Genomic DNA, 20325 nt, shown 5'->3' on the forward strand with positions numbered 1-20325 from the left:
AGAGAATAGTAAGATATAGGATTAGAGAAGTTATAAAGTAAGTTATGGTAAATAAGGTAGGAGTTATTCATAATTTAAAAATGTTGATAGTAATTATGTGTTTGTTAATTACTATTTGCTTGATATGGAAAATAGGAGAAAATAAACAGAACAAACAAAACAATGAATCGATATTTAGTTTCGAGGGAGAAGGGACAGCAGAATCACCGTATCTTATAAGTTCTGTGGATGATTTATTGGAATTTAAAACTTATGTTAATCAAAAACATCCAGAAGCGCAAGGTGTTGTCCTTAAAGGTGTTTATTTTGAGCAAACATGTGACCTTGATTTAAGTGAGGTAACTGACTGGGAGCCAATAAGTAAAGTAGATGGTGAAAACTATTTTTATGGGCAATACGATGGTGGTGGGCATGTTATTCGAAATCTTCATTGTAGTACAGAATCTTATAGTAGCTTATTTGGCCAAATAGGCGGGACAATTGTCAACCTAGGCCTAGAAGATTCAGATTTTTCTGGAGAATATTGTGCGGGATTAGCAATGTATACAGTTAGCAATAGTGCTAGAGTTGTTAATTGTTATGTAGATAATGTGGAGTTTGATGCGTCACAAGGTGCATGCGGAATTGCATATGATTTTGGCGGTGAAATAATTAATTGTTGGTCAAACATAAATAAAGATTCTTTAGGTGTAATTGCTGGCATTTGTTCAGTTTGTTATAGGTCTGAGAACAACTACACTAATATTAAATTGGTAAATCAAGCCGAGATTGAATCAGAAGGTTTTAATTATGTAAAAGATATAGGTAAAGTAGTTGATGCATTGAACAATTACATTTTGTCTTTGAATATAAACGTAAAAACATTATATCTGTGGTCAGAAGAATCTTCTGGAGTTTCATTTGAGGGCAAGGAAAATATCTCCATTCCATTTCAAGGAGATGGATCAAGTGAAAGACCGTATCAAATTACATGTGTAGATGATTTTTTATTATTTGCAAAACTTGTAAACAGTGGATTTGATTTTGCAGATTGTTATTTCAAATTAACATCAGATATAGATATGAAGGGGGTAGAATGGACTCCTATCGGTATTTTTGATAGTGGAAGGTTTTTCTGGGGAACATTTGATGGAGACGGTCATACAATCAGCAATTTAACAATTACAAACGACTATGCAGGGTTATTTGGTCAGCTTTCTGGTACTGTTCTAAATTTGATAATTGTAAACGAAGAGGTTAATGGTGAGTATGTGGGTGGAATTACAAGCCATGCTTGTGATTCACCGAAAATTATAAATTGTGCAGTAATAGATTCAACAATAAAAGCAAGTGAACGAGGAGGTGGTATAGCTGATAATTTTGTCGGAGGAACAATTGTAAATTGTGTGACAGATATTTCAGTAATAAATACTGACGGCAATAATAACACATATGGAATAGTATCTTATAATGCTGCTAATATTTCTTCATGTTATTCAAATATAGAAATATGTAATAAAGACACATTTGATGGTAGTTTAGATAACTGTGAGGTTGAAATATTTGATTCTCAAAATGCTGTATCAGAAGTTGTAGATAAGATGAATGTAGGCGTGTCAGAATATGACTCTGAGTATGAACTTAATTCATGGAAAGTGGAAGATGGTAATATTAAGCCTCTGAATGAAGCAAATTATAGACCATTGATTATGTTTGTTTGTTTTTCAATTATAGTGTGTTTTATATTAATCATACTTTACAAAAACGACTACACTATAGGATTACAGATAAACGAGTATACACTTGAGCATAATAGGATGGCTAGAATCGTATTTTTTATTATTCTTTGTATAATATACATCGTTACTATTATACTTAATTATGGAGTTACCTATTTAGTTTCTTCCTACGAAGGAATTTCAGTTAATCAATTATTGTTTAATTTATCATCACCTGTACAAGGAACTAATTGGAGTTCTTTTTACAAGCCTCTTGTTATTTGTGGATTAGTGATAGTATTAGCAATTTTATGTATAGCTATTGCTTATTATAAGCTTGTTAGGATATGCTTTAAACTTAGTTCTAATTCTGTAAAGCCGAGAGTATTAATAGATTTAAATATAGCTATACTTTTAATTGTGGTGGTTATATTGCAAATGCATGCTTTTAAAAAATTTGATGAGGCTTTTAATATAACTCAATATATAGAATACAGAAATTCAAGTACCACTCTATATGATGAATACTATGTATCACCAGATGATGTTGAATTGGTATTTCCTGAGCAGAAAAGGAATTTAATATATATTTTTATGGAATCAGGAGAAATGTCTGCGGCAGGAAAAAGTAGTGGTGGAGGAATGGATGAGGATTATATACCAGAACTAACTCAGATTTCGTTAGATAATATTAATTTTAGTGAAGAGGGAGTTCTTAATGGCGCATATGTAACTGACGGTTCAGGTTGGACTATAGCTGGCATGATAGGACAGACAGCAGGAATACCATTGAATTATTATTCTGGAAGTGCCTTTCCAGGTATTGTTGCGCTTGGGGATATTCTAAAAGACAATGGTTACAATAATTATCTTATGATAGGTAGCGATGGAGAATTCGCTGGTAGAAAGGAATATTTCGAATTACATGGTGATTATTCGATATATGATTATTATACTGCGATTGACCGTGGAGATATTCCATCAGATTATTTTGAATGGTGGGGATTTGAGGATCAGAAGTTATTTGAGTTTGCTAAGAAGGAATTGATTGATATTTCAAGTAATGAGCATCCTTTCAATTTCACATTACTTACGGTGGATACACATTTTACAGATGGGTATGTGTGTGATTTGTGTGAGAACAATTATGAACATCAATATGCAAATGTTTTAAATTGTGCAAGCAGGCAAATAAGCGAATTCCTAACATGGCTGGAGCAACAGGATTTTTATGATAATACCTCAGTGATTATATCTGGTGATCATTTGTACATGTCCTCTGATTTTTATTTTGTGGATGAATCCTATAATAGGAGAACCTATGTGTCGATAATAAATGCGCCAGAAGGGTTAGAAGAAAAATCTCATGTATATTGTACATTGGATATGTTCCCAACTACATTGGCTAGTTTAGGCGTTGATATAGAGGGGGACAAGCTTGGGTTAGGTACTAATTTGTTTTCTGATAAACAAACTCTTATGGAGGAAAAGGGATTAGATTGGATAAACGGAGAAATATCAAAGTATTCTTCCAAGTATAATGATTTTTACTGGTAATATTATATTGTATTCGGAACAATCAAACATAGGATTGTTTTATAAAAAATAAGGATGAAAAATAATGAAGTGGAGTAACCAAAATAGGAATATGACATCAGGTAAGGTAAAAAAAGCATATTGGAAAATTTGCGATAGAGTAAGTAATATTCCCGAATATAAGCTAGTCTTTATTTTTATGTTGGTTAGCATAGCCTTTTGGTCCTCTATTAGTGGATATCTTAAAATACAGAGGTATCATACGGATGAATGGGTTTATTTGCAAAAAGCATATTCAATAAAAAATGGATTTGGAATAAATTCAATATATGGAATCGAGGGGTTGGGAGCGGAAATAGAACGTTATATTTATAGTATATTAATAGCACCAGCTTGTTTGATTAAAAATATTAGTTTGAGATTTAGGGCAATTGCCTTGATAAATGCTATTAGTTTAAGTAGTTCTGCAATTCCTGTGTATCTATTATCAAAAGAAATGCTTTTGGGAAAAAAGAAGAGGCTTTTGTCGGTGATTATTGCATTAACTATGCCATATATGAATTATTGCGCATCATTTATGTCAGAGGTTGTGTTTATTCCTATAGGCTTGTGGATAATATATTTAAATTATATGTTAATACAATTCAAAAACTTCACATTCAAGAAAAATATACAGCGAAGTGTCATACTAGTTTTTTTTATAGTGTTGGCGTGGTATACCAAAAATACAGGACGTGTATTTATATACATTGAGATTTTGGTTGGAATATTGGCATTTATATATAATAGAATCCGAGAAATAAAAGAAAAACTATTTAGATATATGTTCATTATGATGTGTATTATTGTGATTATAAGTGCGATAGTGTTTGTTATTTTAACATATATTGGAACAAATAGCTTTATTCAAACAACTCGAGTGTTCTTACTTAAATATTTGTTTACTACTAATAGTATGTCACCTTTGTATGCTGATGCGACTTTATATGTGGTTATTAGTTTTATTTTAGCATTTTGTATTATCCCGATAGTATATTGTCTTACTTCTTTTAAGTCATTTAACTTGCTTGAAAAACTATTCTTGATATGGTTAATATTTTTGACAATTATGTTGCTGCAAGGAGTAATAAGATTGTCATATATAAGATATTATAATAGTTATAATGGATATAATGAAGGTTTTTCGCAAATATGGTTCAGATATATATCCATTTTATATATGCCAATTCTTATCATATTTTTTAAGGCTGCAGATTTACGAAAGGAAAGCTCTCTAAAGGAAACCATAGTCTTAAGTTTATTTATGGTAATCTTCTGGATGACAGTTTTAATATTCTACAAAGGCGCTCAAGCAGAAAATGCTGCCACCTATTCTATGCTATATTGGGTGCGTTACTACGGAAACGATGTTGATATACATATAATCAAAATACTGTTTTCATTGATTATAGCTTGTATAATTGGTGGGTTGATTTATGTATTTGCTAATTGTCCTTACAGGATTACAAAATTATTCTTATTGTTTTGGATTCCGATACAGATTTTTAATAATATAGAAAGCCATAAAACTATTGTTTCAGAGAATTCATTGACAGACACTAGTATAGTGGAATTAAGAGAGTATGTGTTAAATCACAAAAATGAGACATTTTTATTGATTGATATTGACAATGGAAATAACAATTCGCAGAGCATGTGGCGAGGGGATGCATATTTAGATACAAAAAATATAATTCGGTATTATCCTACTAAACATTATAGTGCTGATTATCCATGTGATTTGAATTCCTTCTATTCGGAATATGCACCCGATATGGATATTACGAAAGTAAAGTATGTTATATTGTGTTCAGAATTAACACCACAAGATTTAAGTGTATTAACAGAAAAAAATATTGGAAATGGGCAATGGTATAATTTATATGAACTTAATATAGTGGGGCATCTTCCAGTAGTACAAAAAGTGGGAGAATAGAAAAATGAAAAGAATAAAATTTAAAATTGAAAAGTTAGTATTACTCATTATAATTGTAATGTTTGTGCATATAGTCATAAAAGGATATGATTATGCTATGGCTAAAATAATTAAGTATGAAAAATACGATTATTTTGAAGGATATGGGACATTTGATTCACCTTATTTGATAGAAAATGGAGAGGATCTTGAAAAATTTTCTGAACTAGTAAATTCAGGTAACAAGTACGTGGGTCAATATTTTAGATTAACAGCTGATATTGATATGTCAGGTATATCGATGAATCCAATAGGAAAATACGAAAATGGTCAATATTTTTTTGGCACGCTAGACGGGAATGGACATTGTATTTCAAATCTATATATCAATACTGGAGGATATGATGGTTTGTTTGGTAAATTAGGTGGGACGGTAATAAACTTAGGAATAGAAAGCGGATTCATAGGAAACCTTGACTTCAAAGGGTGCTGTGGAGCAATCGCAAGTAATTCAGTGGGGTCTTCTGCAAGGATAATTAATTGTTTTAATAAGGCGACAGTAGGGGGGTATAGAGCTGGAGGGATAGCGGATAATTTTTTAGGGAGTATTATTAATTGTTGGAGTGATTGTGAATTGGTAGGTACAGAGATAGGAGGAATAACAGCATATGCTTCATCTCTTGGCCCGCAAACTTTTTGTTATACTACATCTGTTTTAACAGAGGATGGATCGGGACATTGTTTTAATTGTTATACAATTAAAAGAGAAGAATTATATTCTAATAGCATGGCTCGAAGGCTATCAGGTAATTGTCTAATTTGGTTTGAAACAATGACGCCAGTGAGAATGTTAAATGAATGGTCATTTTATGATGACGAGTTGAGATTAAGTAGTACTAGAATTACATATTGGAATTTATTTAACTTTTTTGTGGTGGTTGTGTTGTGTATTGAATACTATACATGGATTTCGCTGATTGGACTAGTACTTTTTATGTCTATTGCCTTAAATATATGTTTAAAGCGAGCAAGAACTAAAAAAATTTTATCTTGAAAATATAAGATAATATATTGATGAATGATGAATATTATTCTTATCTTAATCATAAAACTAGCTATCGATTGTCAAGAAATAATAAAGAAATAATTGTTTTATGAGATTGATATAGAAAAAAATCCTTATACTTTTAGGAGAGAATATTTCAATTCCAGTTATGATAGTAATATAAATCACAATAATAGTTTTGGCATTAACAGCATATATTCTATGAGCTATTCGACTGTAATAGTGGAAACTATTTTTTATAAAATATTGGTTTATATATATTGTTATAATTAGACATATTTGTAATGCTTATGACAAGAATATTAAAAAGAAAGGAAAGTATATTAATTTTTTTATGAATTAATTATACAAGCTAAATAATGAATAAAAGGAATGCTGCATTAGACATACTGAGAATAATTGCTTTTTTGTTTGTTCTTACAGCTCATTCATTTTTGCATACAGGTTTTTATTCTGAAAGAGTGACAGGTCATGTAATGTATCTATCAGTTTTGATTAGAACATTATCGATGACTTGCGTTCCTCTATTTTTAATGATTTCTGGTTATTTATTATCGGAAAGAGTGATAGAGTTTGGTTGGGATAGTACCATTCTTTTTTATTCTAGAATTAAGAGAATCATTTATGTATATGTTGTATGTATGGTACTAATATTTTTGTTCCAAAAAATAGAAAATACTAGTATGAGTTGTTCGAATCTGGTTGCCAGTATACTAAGATATGACTACTATTCTTGGTATGTTGAAATGTATCTAGGGCTATATTTGCTTATACCTTTTCTTAATACGTTATGGAGAGTGTTGAAAGTAGATGCAGCTAGGCTTTTGATATTTGTGTTAGTATTTCTATCTGTTGTGCCAACTTTTTGTAACATGTTTGATTTATCAAGTATAAATACTCTTTTGAGACCTTGGACTAGAGAAGAAAACTATACTCTTTTGATACCTGATTATTGGACGGGAATATATCCTATAATGTACTATTACGTTGGTGCGTATTTTAGGAAATATATTTCAGTTCATAAGATTAATGCTATAAGATTGATAGGGTGTTTAATTGTACTGTTGATTTTGTTTACAAGCTTCAACATTTGGAAGAGCTATGATGGGATTTTCAAGTGGGGATGTTGGCAAGAGTGGTGGGGATTTGAAAATTTTGCTAATTCAGTGTTAATATTCCTGATTGTTTTAAAGATTTTTAGTGAAAAGGAATCCACAAAATTATTGAGATTGACGTCAGAACTTACATTTGGAGCGTTTATACTATCGTATATTTTAGATGTCTTTATTTATAGGAAAATTAATAGTCTTGACATTTGGAATAGTAAAGTAATCTTTATACCATTTGCTGTTGTATGTAATGCAATTATTTCATTGCTATTATCATATATTGTGAATTGTTCATATGATTGTATTAAAGATGTATTAAGGAGATTAAAAAACTAGGTAAGAATAATGGACGATAGAAGAATTAATCATATAGATTGTTTAAGAGTAATTGCAACATTTGCTGTAATAGTATTACATGTTAGTGCAACAAACTGGTATACCACCGAAGTAAATAGTTTTGAATGGGGAGTGTATAATTTTTATGACAGCATAGTGAGGTGGTGTGTACCAGTTTTTGTAATGATTAGTGGGGCGATTTTTTTGAATCGTAATATATCTACGAAAGAGATATATAAAAAATATGTATTTAGGATTGTTAAGTCATTTATTGTATGGTCCTTTATATATGCAATTTTTATAAGAAATAAAGAAAAATTTAACATTATAAAAGCTTTAATATTAGGACATCATCACATGTGGTATATGTTTATGATAGTAGGTTTATATATGAGTATACCATTACTAAAGAAATTAGTGCTATCTATGAAAAGTATTTATTATTATTTGCTTTTAGCGTTTATTTTTTCTTTTTTGATACCCGAGATAATACTATTATTACGTGATTTTGGAAGTTATAGGATTCGCGATTTGTCTAGTGTTTTTGAAACTATTTTGGGTTATATAAATATTTCAATTGTATTAGGGTATTCAAGTTATTTTATTTTAGGTTATTGTATAGAAAAAGTATGTATTAAACAGCGAGGGAAATTAGTAGTTTATATAGTAGGAATAATGGGATTTGTGTTTACAATTGTTGTTGATTGGATTGTTGCTATAAAGACGAACGAACCGTGTAGCAGGTATTATGATAATTTTTGTGTTAATGTCTTGGCGGAATCTGTAGCAGTATATGTTTGGTTTAAAAGTAAAGTGTTTCCCGAAATAGTATATAAATTTTGTGAAAAAGTAGCTAAATATTCATTTAGAATATATCTAGTACATGCATTAATAATTGAACTTTTAAACATACGTTTTAGTGTGACACCTGTAATATTTAATCCACTCATCTCGATTCCAGTTATATCGTTTGTAGTATTTTTAATATCTTTCTTTATCTCATTTATCATTGATATTTGCATTGTAGCTATAAGAAATGCGATTATAATCATGAAAGGAAATAGTAGATTATGGCACTAAAATTAATGTATATAACAAATAATGTAGATGTTGCTCAAATTGCTCAAAGCAATGGTGTAGATAGAATATGGATAGACTTGGAAGAACTTGATAAAGAAGTTAGACAACCAGGGTTAGATACAGTGAAATCTCACCACACAATAGAAGATATACAGGTGATGAGACCTTATATTAACAAGTCTGAATTGCTAGTTCGAATTAATCATTGGAATAATAATTCAAAAGAAGAGATAAATCGTGTTATCGCTGCTGGAGCAGATATTATTATGTTGCCGTATTGGAAAACAATAGATGAAGTAAAATCTTTTTTGGATGAAGTTAATGGAAGATGTAAAACAATTTTGCTATTGGAAACAAAAGAGGGAGTAGAATTACTTGATGAAGTGCTTAGGCAGGGAGGATTTGATGAAATTCATATAGGGTTAAATGACCTTCACTTGGCGTATAAAAAAGACTTTATGTTTGAATTATTAGCAAATGGAACCGTAGAGTTATTGTGTAATAAAATATCAAGATATAACATTCCTTATGGTTTTGGAGGAATAGCAAAGATGGGGGCAGGAAAGATTCCGGCAGAAAAAATATTATTAGAACATTATAGATTAGGTTCTAGTATGGTTATTTTATCTCGAACGTTTTGTAATACCTTAGATATGGATTTAGAGAGAATTTCTAAGGAGTTTGAAGAAGGTGTAAAAGCAATAAGAAGGTTAGAATCAAAAATAGATAGAATGACTGAGACAGAGTTTGAATCTAATATGAATGATATTAAACTATGTGTAGGTGATATTGTTCGAGAGATAAAAGGGGTGAAAAAATCAGATAATGAATAGTGGGTTTATAACATCTGATATATACAAGCATAGAATTAGTTTAGAAAAGTGTTTGATTGATGTTTTTTTATGTACGTTTTTATTTTTGCCAGCATTTTTTAATTTACTGCTTCTTTTGGTGATAGTGTTTTTAGATTTTCTAAAAAATAGAAGAATTATAATTCATATTAATAGTACAGAAATACTGTTATTTATATATGTTTGGGGGTGTTTCTTTAGTTCGTTATATTCAAAAAATGTATATCTTGCCTTTAAAGAGGCAATAACATGGTTAGTGTTCATAATTGTAATAGAGATATTTATCCATAATAATGTGTTTGAAAAAGTCAATTATTTGAGTTTTATGATTGGCGTTTTGATAATGAATATTATATTTGTGATTGGTAAATTCTTTTATAGTAATTTGCTGGATATTATTCCGACGGTTAATTGCTTCGCAGTAATAGATTTAATATATGTAATTTGTATAGAAAATATAATACAAAATATGCAAGCTGCTCCAAGAGAAATCTATAGATTTCTTCAATTTTTTTTGATCATCGGTATTATTCTATCGGCGTCTAGGGGAATATTTGTGTTACTGGTGTTGTACGGTGTATATTGTTATATATATAAGAATAGAAAAAAAAATCCTAATAACCATGAAAAGACAATAATAGGAGTACTGTTAATACTATTCGCATATCTTGCATTTAATTTTATGCCTATATATTTGCATAACTATGTGAATGAATTAATGACCATTTTTAGTGGAAAGGTTTTTTCAAATAAAATAAGAATAGTGTTGTACCAAAAGTCAATTGAATATGGATTACATCATGGTCTGTTATTGGGAGCTGGCGCAGGAAATTTTTCGGTTGTTTATCCACTATTTGGAATAAAGGGTTTTGTAGCAGTGCATTCTCATAATATTATTTTGCAACCATTTATTGAATTGGGATTGATTGGTTTTGTAGTTACGATTGCGATGGTTATGACATTAATTTTTAAGGCTATTAAAGCTAAAAAAAATAATGATGAGCTTTATATTGAAATATTAATACCATTTATTATTTATGGTATGGTTGATTATTTGTGGGGGGATATACGTGTAGGAATAATGTTGTTTATTTTTGTGGGACAGATGTTGAAAAAAGTTGTATAAGGGTAGTTAGATATATAAACAATTAAGGAAAAGATTAATATATTTTATAGAAAGAGCGGCGTTTAAAATGAACATTCTAATAGTAAGAGATGCTTTCAAAATGCATGGGCCTGGGATGCATGCTTTAACTTTTGGAAAAGAGTTAAAAAGAAGAGGTCATAAGGTTTGTTTCTGCGGTGGAAAGGGAGAGTTAGATGATATTATATGTAATGAAGGTTTTAAAAAATATACTATAGATGATATGAGTTTTTCTTCTCATAGGATATTAAATCTTATAAGTAACTCCATGAAAATTCACTCAATAGTAGAACAAGAGAAGATTGAAGTGGTATTGGGATTTAATTTATTATCAACAATCACCACAAAAGTAGGAAATTTATTTAAGAATATATTATACATAGATGTGGTGGTTGGAGAAGGAAAGGAAGCTTATTTAAAGTTTTTCCCGTTTGAATATGTCGCAATATCTGAGTACATGGAGAGAAGATTGATTTCATTTGGTGTTAAGGAAAACAAAATTCATATTGTTTACCCAAGCACAATATACTTGCCAGAGTATGATGGATATAAAGATGATAGGTTGAGAATAAGAGAAGAGTTGGGGATAGACAGTAAGGATGTGTTATTGACATCTGTGGCAATGTTTAATAGGTTAGATGATAAAACGACAAAAGGACAAGATATAATAGCCAATAATTTGCCTTATATTTTAAAAAAGAACCCGTTACTAAAAGTTTTGTTCGTAGGCGATGGAGAAAAAAGGGTAATAATAGAAGAGAAACTTAAAGAGTATAAGGAAAGAGTATTTTTCGTTGGAAAAAGAGAGGACATTCCTTCGATAATGTTTGCTACTGATATCTTTTGTCATTATCCAGACCAAGAAACGTTTGGAATGGTTTTAACTGAAGCGATGGCTGCTAACACACCAGTGGTTGCTAGAAACATTGGTGGGATTCAGAATATTGTAATTGACGGAAAAACAGGAAGACTAGTAAATGATGAGGTGGAATTTAGAAATGCAATTGTAGAATTATCCTTTGATTCAGAAAAAAGGAATGAATATGGTAAAAGAGGAAGAAAAATAGTAGAGGAAAAATATACACTTTCAAAAGTGGTAGATTCACTAGAAAGAATTATTTATAGTAAATCTAAAAATAAAGAAAAATTATATGAATAAGAATAGTATACTAAAAACAGCGACCGTTATTACAGTGTTTACGTTAGTTTCAAAAATATTTGGTTTTTTTAGAGAACTGATAATTGCATATTTTTTTGGAACTACTAAAGAGGTTGACATGTATGTTATCGCGGTGAACATACCAACTATAATATTGGGATTTATAACATGTGTAGGTACTGCACTAATTCCAGTATATAATGAGATTGTAATAAAAGATGGGAAAAGAAAAGGTGTAGGTTTTGTCTCATATTTAGTTGTATTAATGACCATAATTTGTGGGGTTATTATTGTTATATGTTCCTTTAATGCTATTAGTATTACAAAACTAACAGCACCAGGATTTGATAATGAAATGGTTTATAGAACTGCTAAATATTTAAAAATTTCAATGTGGAACCTATTATTAGTTACATTGATTAATATCTATATATGCTACTTAAATTCAAACAACCACTTTTCTAAAGCCGCAATTTGTATGCTATTTCATAGTTCTATTCAAATAATATTCACTGTACTGGCAAGTTTTTTAGGTCCAGTTTTTTTGACTATAGGTTTTGTTTTTGCAAATATATTCTATTTGATTGCACTAATTATAATGAGTTATAGTGTAGGATATCGTTTTAATTCTCTTTATGTAAAAAAAGATTATATAGTTTTATTAATAAAACTATTAATTCCTATCGCCGTCAGTACACTAATAACTCAGATTAACGGATATATAGATAAATATTTTGCTTCCTCGTTGCCTGACGGAAGTATTTCGGCACTTCATTATTCGAATATAATCAGAACTTTTGTAATAATGATGTTTAACACGGGACTAACTACCATATTTTTCCCTATGGTTTCTAAAATGGTTGCCAAAAAAAGAATTAATGATGTAGAAAAAGCAATAGTTGCCTCTTTAAAATACATTGTTATGGTGTTTTGCCCTGTGGCTATTATGTTAATTATTTTTTCTGAGCCGATAACAAGTGTTTTATTTGAAAGAGGAGCGTTTGATACAGTATCTGTTGCCATGACAACGAGTGCCGTTAGAATGTATGCAATTGGAATTATGGCGGTTGCTTTACGAGATGTATTGTTTAATTTTTACTATGCAATAAAAGACACAATGTTTACGCTTTGGATAAGTGTGCTTGTTATAGTAATAAATGTAGCATTAAATATTTTTATAGTTGGGGTAATGGGAGTCGCTGGTTTGGCGTTAGCAACAAGTTTGTCTGCAATATGTATAGTTCCGCTTTTGTTTTATAGACTCAATAGATATATTCATATTGATAAAATTTTTAGTTTAAAACATTGGATTATCAAAATATTACTATCTAATACTATTCCAGTAATACTTGTTATATTAATAAATGTTTTTTTGGATATAAATAAATATATTATGCTTGTTGTAGGTGGATTAATCTACCTATTATTCTATTATATAATGCTCAAATTTCTACATATAGAAGAAATAGTGATTCTTGAAAATAAAGTGTTATGCTATTTTGAAAAAAGGAATTAGTAATCAAAATAGGTAATACTGAGGCATAATAGATAAGTCGGGAGAGCGCGCGAGTTTATTATTTTAGAGTATAATTTGTTTAGTAATTTCAAAGTAAACAAATGGAAAGGAATATAGATTAGTTTGTTATCAAATTAATTTCATAAAGATAAATATGAATTCATTATACAGAAGAGTAATAAAGAGAATACTGGATTTAATTATAGGTGTTATTTTGCTGTTCCTCTTGGGATGGCTTATAATAGTTCTGTCAATTGTAATAGTTTTAGCAGAAGGGAGGCCGGTCTTTTTTAAGCAAAAACGCGTTGGTCAATATGGCAGACCTTTTAATATATATAAATTTAGGACAATGGTAAAAAATGCAGAGAAAATTGGTCCTAAACAGACGAATAGAGAAGATTCAAGAATAACAAAGGTTGGGAAATTATTGAGAAAAACCAGTTTGGATGAATTACCACAAATTGTAAATTTGATTAAAGGTGATATGAGTGTGGTTGGATATCGTCCTGGTGTTTATGAAAACTATACAGAGAACGATTTTAAATCAGGAATGTTTGATGTGAAACCAGGTATAACTGGCTATGCTCAGGTTAATGGCCGTAGTAGCTTGAGTTTGGAAGAGAAAAGAATGTGGGAATTGAAATATGTAAAAGATATTTCATTTTGTGTTGACTTATTAATAATACTTAAGACTATAAAAGTAGTGATTAGTAGAAGTAATTCATATTAGATATAAAATGATTCTATTTGAGTTGAGTAGAATATTCAGTAAAATGGATAATTATATATGGATAATATAGGATAAGGTGTGATTTTGTTATGAAAAAAGTATTTATGGTTTCCTATGGTGGTGGACATTGCAATATAATAAAGTCGGTATATGAGAGACTAAATAAAGAAACTGATATAGAAATTGAATATTTAGCATTAACTGGTGCTCCATTGCAACTTCAAAAATCAGGAATAAAGCATATAACTATTGAAGATTTTGCTAAAAGACTTCCTTATTATAAAAAAATAGTGGAGTATGGAAAATTGTATGGAACTGAATACCACGATAAAAATTTTGGGATTCCGTTAAATCATACAATTTCATACTATGGAGTAGGAATGTATGATTTAATAAACGATTTGGGGAGAGAAAGTGCCGAGAAGCAATTCTATGAAAAAAATAGAAAGGCTTTTTTGCCAGTGGAATCATTAGTAACCTACTTAGAATTAATAAAACCAGATGTTTGTGTGGTTACATCAAGTCCGAGAATGGAAATGGCGACAGGTTTGGCAGCTCAAAGATTAGGAATACCAGTGGTTCGAATAAATGATTTGCCAGTGACAGATGAAATAGGTTATCCATGTTTTCTATGTGTGATGAATAGCTGGGCCAAACAATTTGCAATTTCCCGAAAAAATATTTCAGAAAAGTCAATTTTTATTACTGGTCAACCTGTATTTGAAGAAAATTTAAAAATATCAAATCAATTTATATATGATGTAAAAAAGAGAATTAATTCAGAAAAGTACAGGAATGTAGTGACTTTTTTTTCTGAAAATGGAGTTAATCAAATTGACGATATAAAGCGTTTAATATCAATAGCAAAAAACAAGAAAAATGTGTTATTTATAATAAAGCTTCATCCAAATCAGAATATAAATACATATTCATTTCTAAACGATGAAAATGTGATTGTTACTAAAATTGAAGCAAAACCGTTCTACTATATATCGGATTTAGTAATTACAACATTTTCAACTACAGGTATGGAAGCGGCGTTAATGGGAATTCCTTTGATTGTAGTAAATTTTGAAAACAGAACTTTTCCATTAGATTATACGGAAATGGGGCTTGCAATTACTTGTAGGAAAGAAGAAGAATTAGAATTTTATATTGATAAATTACTTGATAATAATAGTTTTGAATATAGAAAATTAAAATCTTCTCAAAGAGAATTTGAATTTGTGAAAAATGCAGCAGAGAATATTAATGAGGTTATTTTAAAGGCTTTAGAATATGACATAAAACATTAAACTTATTGACAATAAATAGTATTAGAGTAATGTTTTAGAGTAGCATACGATTTAATACAATGATTTTACAGTTAATCAAGTGGGCATATGTAATTTGGATATATATAGGGTCAATAGAAAAATAGATTTTTAAACAGTATAGTATATAAATGAAAGGGATAGTATAGTACTATCAAAATTAGATATGGAACATTTAATCATAATAGGAGCAGGAGGATATGCTAAGTCAGTATTGGATTCTATAGATTATTATAATTATAGAGTCGATGGGTTTTTAGACGAATTTTCAAATAGTAAAGACCATTTGGGATATGAAATAAAATGGAAGTCATTAAATGAAATAGAATGTCCTCAAAAATATTTTTATTTTATAGCGATAGGAAATAATCAACGTCGAAAATTGTGGTACGATAAATTAAAATCTAAGAATCTTAGGTTAATAAATGTTGTTGATAGATCAGCGATTATTTCACCAGAGGCAAAAATAGGAAATGGTTGTTTTTTCGGCAAAATGTCGGTTGTAAATAGCAAGGCTGTTATAGGTGATAATTGTATTGTGAACACAAAGTCATTAGTAGAGCACGGGTGTAAGGTAAGTGATCATGCGAATATCTCAACAAATGCTGTTATTAATGGAGATGTAATTATAGGAGAGGGGACTTTTGTAGGAACAAGTTCAACTACAATTGGTCAAAAGAAAATTGGTTCGTGGTCAACAATTGGTGCGGGGGCAGTTGTGATAAAAGATGTGAATGATGGGGTCACAGTAGCTGGAGTTCCAGCTAAAGTAATAAAAGAAGGAGCTATGTTGGGCTAAAAATAAGCTCATAAAGAATAATATGGAAAGAATATTTATTGTAGCAGAAATAGGATGCAATCATAATGGTAGTAAGGATTTGGCAAAAAAAATGATACTTACAGCAAAAGAGTGTGGTGTAGATGCGGTGAAGTTTCAGGTATTTAAAGCGTCAAGTCTCATCTCCAAGTATGCACCAAAGGCTGATTATCAAATAGCAACAACAGGAGAATCTGATACTCAGCTAGAAATGACATCAAAACTTGAGTTGAGTTATGCTGATATAGTTGAATTAAAAGAATATGCGGAATCGTTGGGGCTTATTGCTTTTTCTACCCCATTTGATATAGATTCAATAAAGTTTTTATGTTCAATAGGACAAAATTTATGGAAAATCCCATCTGGAGAGATAACGAATTTGCCATATTTAGAGATGATAGGGGCAATTAAATGTAGTGAGAAAAAAATTATTCTTTCTACAGGAATGGCATCAAAAGAAGAAATTAAAACTTGTATAAATGTGCTAAAAAATGCGGGGACAAAAGAAGAAGAATTAGTATTACTACACTGTAATACTGAATATCCGACTCCTGATTATGATGTAAATATATTAGCTATAAACGATTTAAAGAAATCATTTCCTAACATTTCGGTTGGATTTTCGGATCACTCCGAGGGATGTGTTGCGGCTATAGCTGCATCAGCTATAGGAATTAGTTTAATAGAGAAGCATTTTACATTAGATAAAAATTTTCCAGGACCAGATCATAAGGCATCTGTCAATCCAAACGAGTTGATGGAACTGGTTAAGAATGTGCGCAGAGTGGAAAGTATGCTTGGTGATGGAAGAAAAAAAGTTACAGAATCTGAACTTAAGAATAAGATAGTTGCTAGAAAATCAATAGTTGCACTTAGAGATATTAAAAAGGGAGAATTCTTTACGCCTGATAATATTACATGTAAACGTCCAGGGAATGGAATTAGTCCAATGCAATGGTATGATGTTATAGGAAAGGAGGCACAAAAAGACTTTCTAGAAGATGAGCTTATTGAATTAGAAGGGGTTTATTGGCAACAATAGGGGGAAATATGATTTGTTTAATTGATTGTAGAGTGGATAACGTTCTGAGTAATAATTATTTAGAATTAAACTTATGGGGGAAGCCTTGTTTTGCATATGTTATTGATTCTGTAATAAGTGCGAGAGTATTCTCAGATATTATTATCATTACTGAGTCAAAAAGGATAATTAATTATTGTCAGAATATGTATCCAAAGATTTGTATATTCAGTACAATACAGAGAAATCTATTACAAGAGGATTACTTTTGTATCAGTGGGAGAGCACCTTTAATATCAGCAAAAACAATAAAAAAAGCTTTTAGAAAATTTTCTAATAAGACTATAATTTCCTCACGTAGTGAGGCAATTGTAGATTTTAATAGAGAAGATATTTCTAATTACACTGGTGTGGAGGAACGGACATTTAATGCTTTTATAATATCAAAAGGAGGAATGAAGCAGCATTCAGATGTAATGTTATATAATGTCCCTAGTATAGAAGCAGTTGTAATTAATAGTAATAACGATTTTGAATTGGCGTTAGTGCTAAAGAGAAAGCAAAATAATAGATTAATACTAGATAATGCGATAAAAAATGAGATAAATAAAAAGAATAAAACGTTTAGCGAGATATCGAAACAAAAGTCAGTTTGTCTTATTGGACATTCCCAAATCGCACAATGGAAATTGCAATCTATATTTGGTTATGAAGTAAGAAATTGCGGTATTTCTGGAATTTCAAGTTTCGAGTATAATAAATATTTATTGGAAACAAAAAAACTAAAATGTGATGATGATATTTGTATTGTGATGCATGGAACAAATGATATAGTCTTGGATTATACGTTGGACAAAATTGTCACTAGTATTGAAAATACTATAGAGTACATTAGGAATGAAAGTCCAAAGTCAGTAATCTTTTTCTTATCATGTATGCATGTTAATGGTAGATTAGATAGAAATAATGCTAAGATTGACGAATTGAACCGCCAACTAAAAAAACATCTCAAGAATGTAGTGAAGTGGATAGATACTTGTTTTATGGATAATCAGTTTGGATTACTTGATGAGAAATACACATTGGATGGTTTGCATTTAAATGAATTGGGGTACGATGTTTTAAGAGAAAGATTAGAATTTGAAATGAGAAAAATGAATTTATGAAAAAAATAGCAATTATACCAGCTAGATCTGGTTCAAAAGGAATTAAAGATAAAAACATTATAGATTTTGATGGCAAGCCTATGATGGCATATTCGATAGAAGCAGCAATGGATTCAAATTGTTTTAGTCAGATTATAGTGTCGACTGATTCAACAAAGTATGGTTCGATTGCAAAAGAATATGGAGCAGATGTAGTATATCGAGATGAAAGAGTATCAAATGATTTGGCAACAACATATATGGTAATTAAAGACTTATACACCAAGATAGAACATAATCATGATTATTTTGTTTTATTGCAGCCGACGTCTCCATTAAGAACATATAAACATATACAAGGTGCGATTGAATTATTTGAGGAACGATATAATGATTATGATTTCCTTGTTTCGGTAAAAGAGGCAGAGCATAGTAGGTTGCTGGTTAATCCAATAGACAAGGATCTTTCATTAAAGTATTTTGATGTAGATTATGCAAATTATAGACGACAGAGCTATAAAGACTACGTGCCAAATGGCTCAATTTTTATTGCAAAAATAGAAGCTTATTTTGCACAAAAACATTTTTTTGGTGCAAAATCGCTAGCATATATAATGAATGATTTGGATTCAGTAGATGTAGATACAGAACTGGATTATAAATTTGCATTGTTGTGCATGGAAGAGAGAAAAAGGATGGAGAAATAAATGAAGAAGGTGTCATTTGTCACGGGGTCTAGAGCTGATTATGGTATAGTACGTAAATATTTAGATTTGCTTAATAATGATAAATCTATAGAATTATCTTTGCTAGTTACAGGTTCATTGTTGAGTGCGGAGTATGGTAAGCAAATAGAATTAATTTATAAAGATGGATTTAAAGTTGAAAAGAGTTTTGAGATTCCTATTTCAACTATTAATAACAAAGCAGTGATTCATGCTATGTCAGTTGCACTTGATGAATTTGGAGAATATTTCACTGAGAATAAGCCGGATTTATTAATTATTCTAGGTGATAGATATGAAATGTTGTCTGTCGCAATAGCTGCTGCAATGAATAGAGTGGCGATTTTGCATATTCACGGAGGGGAAGCAACATATGGTAACTATGATGAGTTTATTAGACATTCTATTACTAAGATGAGTTTATATCATATTACTGCCACAGAAGAGTATAGAAGAAGGGTAATACAACTGGGAGAAAATCCTGAAAGGGTTTTTAATTTAGGTTCTTTGGGGGCAGAAAATTGTATCAATATAGGCGAGGATGTGCCTTCTTGCATAAAAAAGATAAAGAATTCATCATATTTTGTAGTATTATTCCATCCGGAAACTTTAACGAATGTAAGCACTGAAAAACAAATTGAAGAAGTTTTAAATGCAATTAAAAAGAATAGTGAATATAAATATGTATTTATAGGAGCTAATGCAGACACAAATTCAGATATTATTAGGGCCAAAGTGAGAAAATTTGTTGAATCAAATTCGAATTGTTATTATTATGAAAATCTGACAACGTCAGGGTATCATTATTTGCTAAAACATTCAAAGGCATTGATTGGAAACTCATCATCTGGAATAATCGAGGCACCATCGTTGGGGATATACACAATTAATATTGGAGAAAGACAGGCTGGCAGGATACGTGGAAATTCTGTTATCGATGTAAAGTGCGATGCTAAAACGATTTCAGATGCAATATCTAGAGTGATAAATGAAAACGGAATTCAAATAAATAATCCATATTTTAAGGAAAATGCAGCAATTAACTATTATAAGGTTACGTTGAAAATTTTAGATGAAATATGTGATAATGGAGCTAATCAACCCAAGATATTTTTTGACTTGTAGA

The 20325-nt window shown here is 30.2% G+C and carries 16 protein-coding genes; all 16 read left to right on the forward strand.

Going from position 1 to position 20325, the window contains the following annotated elements; translation table 11 throughout:
• The first annotated feature begins 44 nt into the window (after positions 1-44).
• The gene (locus E7276_RS02615) at positions 45-3254 is read left to right on the forward strand and encodes an LTA synthase family protein (RefSeq protein ID WP_294213389.1); all 3210 of its coding nucleotides are present in this window, start codon (positions 45-47) and stop codon (positions 3252-3254) included.
• 64 nt (positions 3255-3318) lie between these two features.
• Positions 3319-5208, forward strand: coding sequence for a hypothetical protein (locus E7276_RS02620; RefSeq protein WP_294213391.1), 1890 nt, complete (start codon positions 3319-3321; stop codon positions 5206-5208).
• A gap of 4 nt (positions 5209-5212) precedes the next feature.
• Entirely contained in the window at positions 5213-6241 is a 1029-nt protein-coding gene (locus E7276_RS02625; RefSeq protein WP_294213392.1) for a hypothetical protein, read from the forward strand.
• Positions 6242-6612: 371 nt separating this feature from the next.
• Positions 6613-7698, forward strand: coding sequence for an acyltransferase (locus E7276_RS15160; protein ID WP_442960437.1), 1086 nt, complete (start codon positions 6613-6615; stop codon positions 7696-7698).
• Positions 7699-7707: 9 nt separating this feature from the next.
• Complete coding sequence (locus tag E7276_RS02630; RefSeq protein WP_294213394.1) at positions 7708-8778, forward strand: acyltransferase; 1071 nt, start codon at positions 7708-7710, stop codon at positions 8776-8778.
• Entirely contained in the window at positions 8769-9611 is an 843-nt protein-coding gene (locus E7276_RS02635) for an aldolase/citrate lyase family protein (RefSeq protein ID WP_294213395.1), read from the forward strand. Before E7276_RS02630 ends, E7276_RS02635 begins: the two co-directional genes overlap by 10 nt.
• Positions 9604-10755, forward strand: coding sequence for an O-antigen ligase family protein (locus E7276_RS02640; RefSeq protein ID WP_294213397.1), 1152 nt, complete (start codon positions 9604-9606; stop codon positions 10753-10755). Before E7276_RS02635 ends, E7276_RS02640 begins: the two co-directional genes overlap by 8 nt.
• 67 nt (positions 10756-10822) lie before the next feature.
• On the forward strand, positions 10823-11932 hold the full coding sequence (locus tag E7276_RS02645; protein WP_294213400.1) for a glycosyltransferase family 4 protein: 1110 nt from the start codon (positions 10823-10825) through the stop codon (positions 11930-11932).
• The gene (murJ, locus tag E7276_RS02650; RefSeq protein WP_294213402.1) at positions 11925-13448 is read left to right on the forward strand and encodes a murein biosynthesis integral membrane protein MurJ; all 1524 of its coding nucleotides are present in this window, start codon (positions 11925-11927) and stop codon (positions 13446-13448) included. The genes E7276_RS02645 and murJ overlap by 8 nt, the downstream gene beginning before the upstream one ends.
• A gap of 154 nt (positions 13449-13602) precedes the next feature.
• Positions 13603-14178: a sugar transferase gene (locus E7276_RS02655; protein WP_294213403.1), complete on the forward strand. Its 576-nt coding sequence runs from the start codon at positions 13603-13605 to the stop codon at positions 14176-14178.
• 89 nt (positions 14179-14267) lie between these two features.
• Entirely contained in the window at positions 14268-15473 is a 1206-nt protein-coding gene (locus E7276_RS02660; protein ID WP_294213406.1) for a CDP-glycerol glycerophosphotransferase family protein, read from the forward strand.
• A gap of 184 nt (positions 15474-15657) precedes the next feature.
• The gene (locus tag E7276_RS02665) at positions 15658-16290 is read left to right on the forward strand and encodes an acetyltransferase (RefSeq protein ID WP_294213407.1); all 633 of its coding nucleotides are present in this window, start codon (positions 15658-15660) and stop codon (positions 16288-16290) included.
• A 22-nt stretch (positions 16291-16312) separates the two neighbouring features.
• The gene (neuB, locus tag E7276_RS02670) at positions 16313-17350 is read left to right on the forward strand and encodes an N-acetylneuraminate synthase (RefSeq protein ID WP_294213410.1); all 1038 of its coding nucleotides are present in this window, start codon (positions 16313-16315) and stop codon (positions 17348-17350) included.
• Positions 17351-17358: 8 nt separating this feature from the next.
• Entirely contained in the window at positions 17359-18495 is a 1137-nt protein-coding gene (locus E7276_RS02675) for a GDSL-type esterase/lipase family protein (RefSeq protein WP_294213412.1), read from the forward strand.
• On the forward strand, positions 18492-19181 hold the full coding sequence (locus tag E7276_RS02680) for an acylneuraminate cytidylyltransferase family protein (RefSeq protein WP_294213414.1): 690 nt from the start codon (positions 18492-18494) through the stop codon (positions 19179-19181). Before E7276_RS02675 ends, E7276_RS02680 begins: the two co-directional genes overlap by 4 nt.
• Positions 19182-20324 (forward strand): UDP-N-acetylglucosamine 2-epimerase, encoded by a 1143-nt coding sequence (gene neuC / locus E7276_RS02685; RefSeq protein ID WP_294213417.1) that lies wholly within the window; start codon positions 19182-19184, stop codon positions 20322-20324.
• Position 20325: the final 1 nt, after the last annotated feature.

Origin of the sequence: Pseudobutyrivibrio sp., assembly GCF_015057185.1 — a bacterium.
GTDB lineage: Bacteria > Bacillota > Clostridia > Lachnospirales > Lachnospiraceae > Pseudobutyrivibrio.

Excerpts from the sequence above, each read along its gene's own strand:
- E7276_RS02615 (WP_294213389.1), top strand. The coding sequence starts at position 45 with ATGGTAAATAAGGTAGGAGTTATTCATAATTTAAAAATGTTGATAGTA.
- E7276_RS02620 (WP_294213391.1), top strand. The coding sequence starts at position 3,319 with ATGAAGTGGAGTAACCAAAATAGGAATATGACATCAGGTAAGGTAAAA.
- E7276_RS02625 (WP_294213392.1), top strand. The coding sequence starts at position 5,213 with ATGAAAAGAATAAAATTTAAAATTGAAAAGTTAGTATTACTCATTATA.
- E7276_RS15160 (WP_442960437.1), top strand. The coding sequence starts at position 6,613 with ATGAATAAAAGGAATGCTGCATTAGACATACTGAGAATAATTGCTTTT.
- E7276_RS02630 (WP_294213394.1), top strand. The coding sequence starts at position 7,708 with ATGGACGATAGAAGAATTAATCATATAGATTGTTTAAGAGTAATTGCA.
- E7276_RS02635 (WP_294213395.1), top strand. The coding sequence starts at position 8,769 with ATGGCACTAAAATTAATGTATATAACAAATAATGTAGATGTTGCTCAA.
- E7276_RS02640 (WP_294213397.1), top strand. The coding sequence starts at position 9,604 with ATGAATAGTGGGTTTATAACATCTGATATATACAAGCATAGAATTAGT.
- E7276_RS02645 (WP_294213400.1), top strand. The coding sequence starts at position 10,823 with ATGAACATTCTAATAGTAAGAGATGCTTTCAAAATGCATGGGCCTGGG.
- murJ (WP_294213402.1), top strand. The coding sequence starts at position 11,925 with ATGAATAAGAATAGTATACTAAAAACAGCGACCGTTATTACAGTGTTT.
- E7276_RS02655 (WP_294213403.1), top strand. The coding sequence starts at position 13,603 with ATGAATTCATTATACAGAAGAGTAATAAAGAGAATACTGGATTTAATT.
- E7276_RS02660 (WP_294213406.1), top strand. The coding sequence starts at position 14,268 with ATGAAAAAAGTATTTATGGTTTCCTATGGTGGTGGACATTGCAATATA.
- E7276_RS02665 (WP_294213407.1), top strand. The coding sequence starts at position 15,658 with ATGGAACATTTAATCATAATAGGAGCAGGAGGATATGCTAAGTCAGTA.
- neuB (WP_294213410.1), top strand. The coding sequence starts at position 16,313 with ATGGAAAGAATATTTATTGTAGCAGAAATAGGATGCAATCATAATGGT.
- E7276_RS02675 (WP_294213412.1), top strand. The coding sequence starts at position 17,359 with ATGATTTGTTTAATTGATTGTAGAGTGGATAACGTTCTGAGTAATAAT.
- E7276_RS02680 (WP_294213414.1), top strand. The coding sequence starts at position 18,492 with ATGAAAAAAATAGCAATTATACCAGCTAGATCTGGTTCAAAAGGAATT.
- neuC (WP_294213417.1), top strand. The coding sequence starts at position 19,182 with ATGAAGAAGGTGTCATTTGTCACGGGGTCTAGAGCTGATTATGGTATA.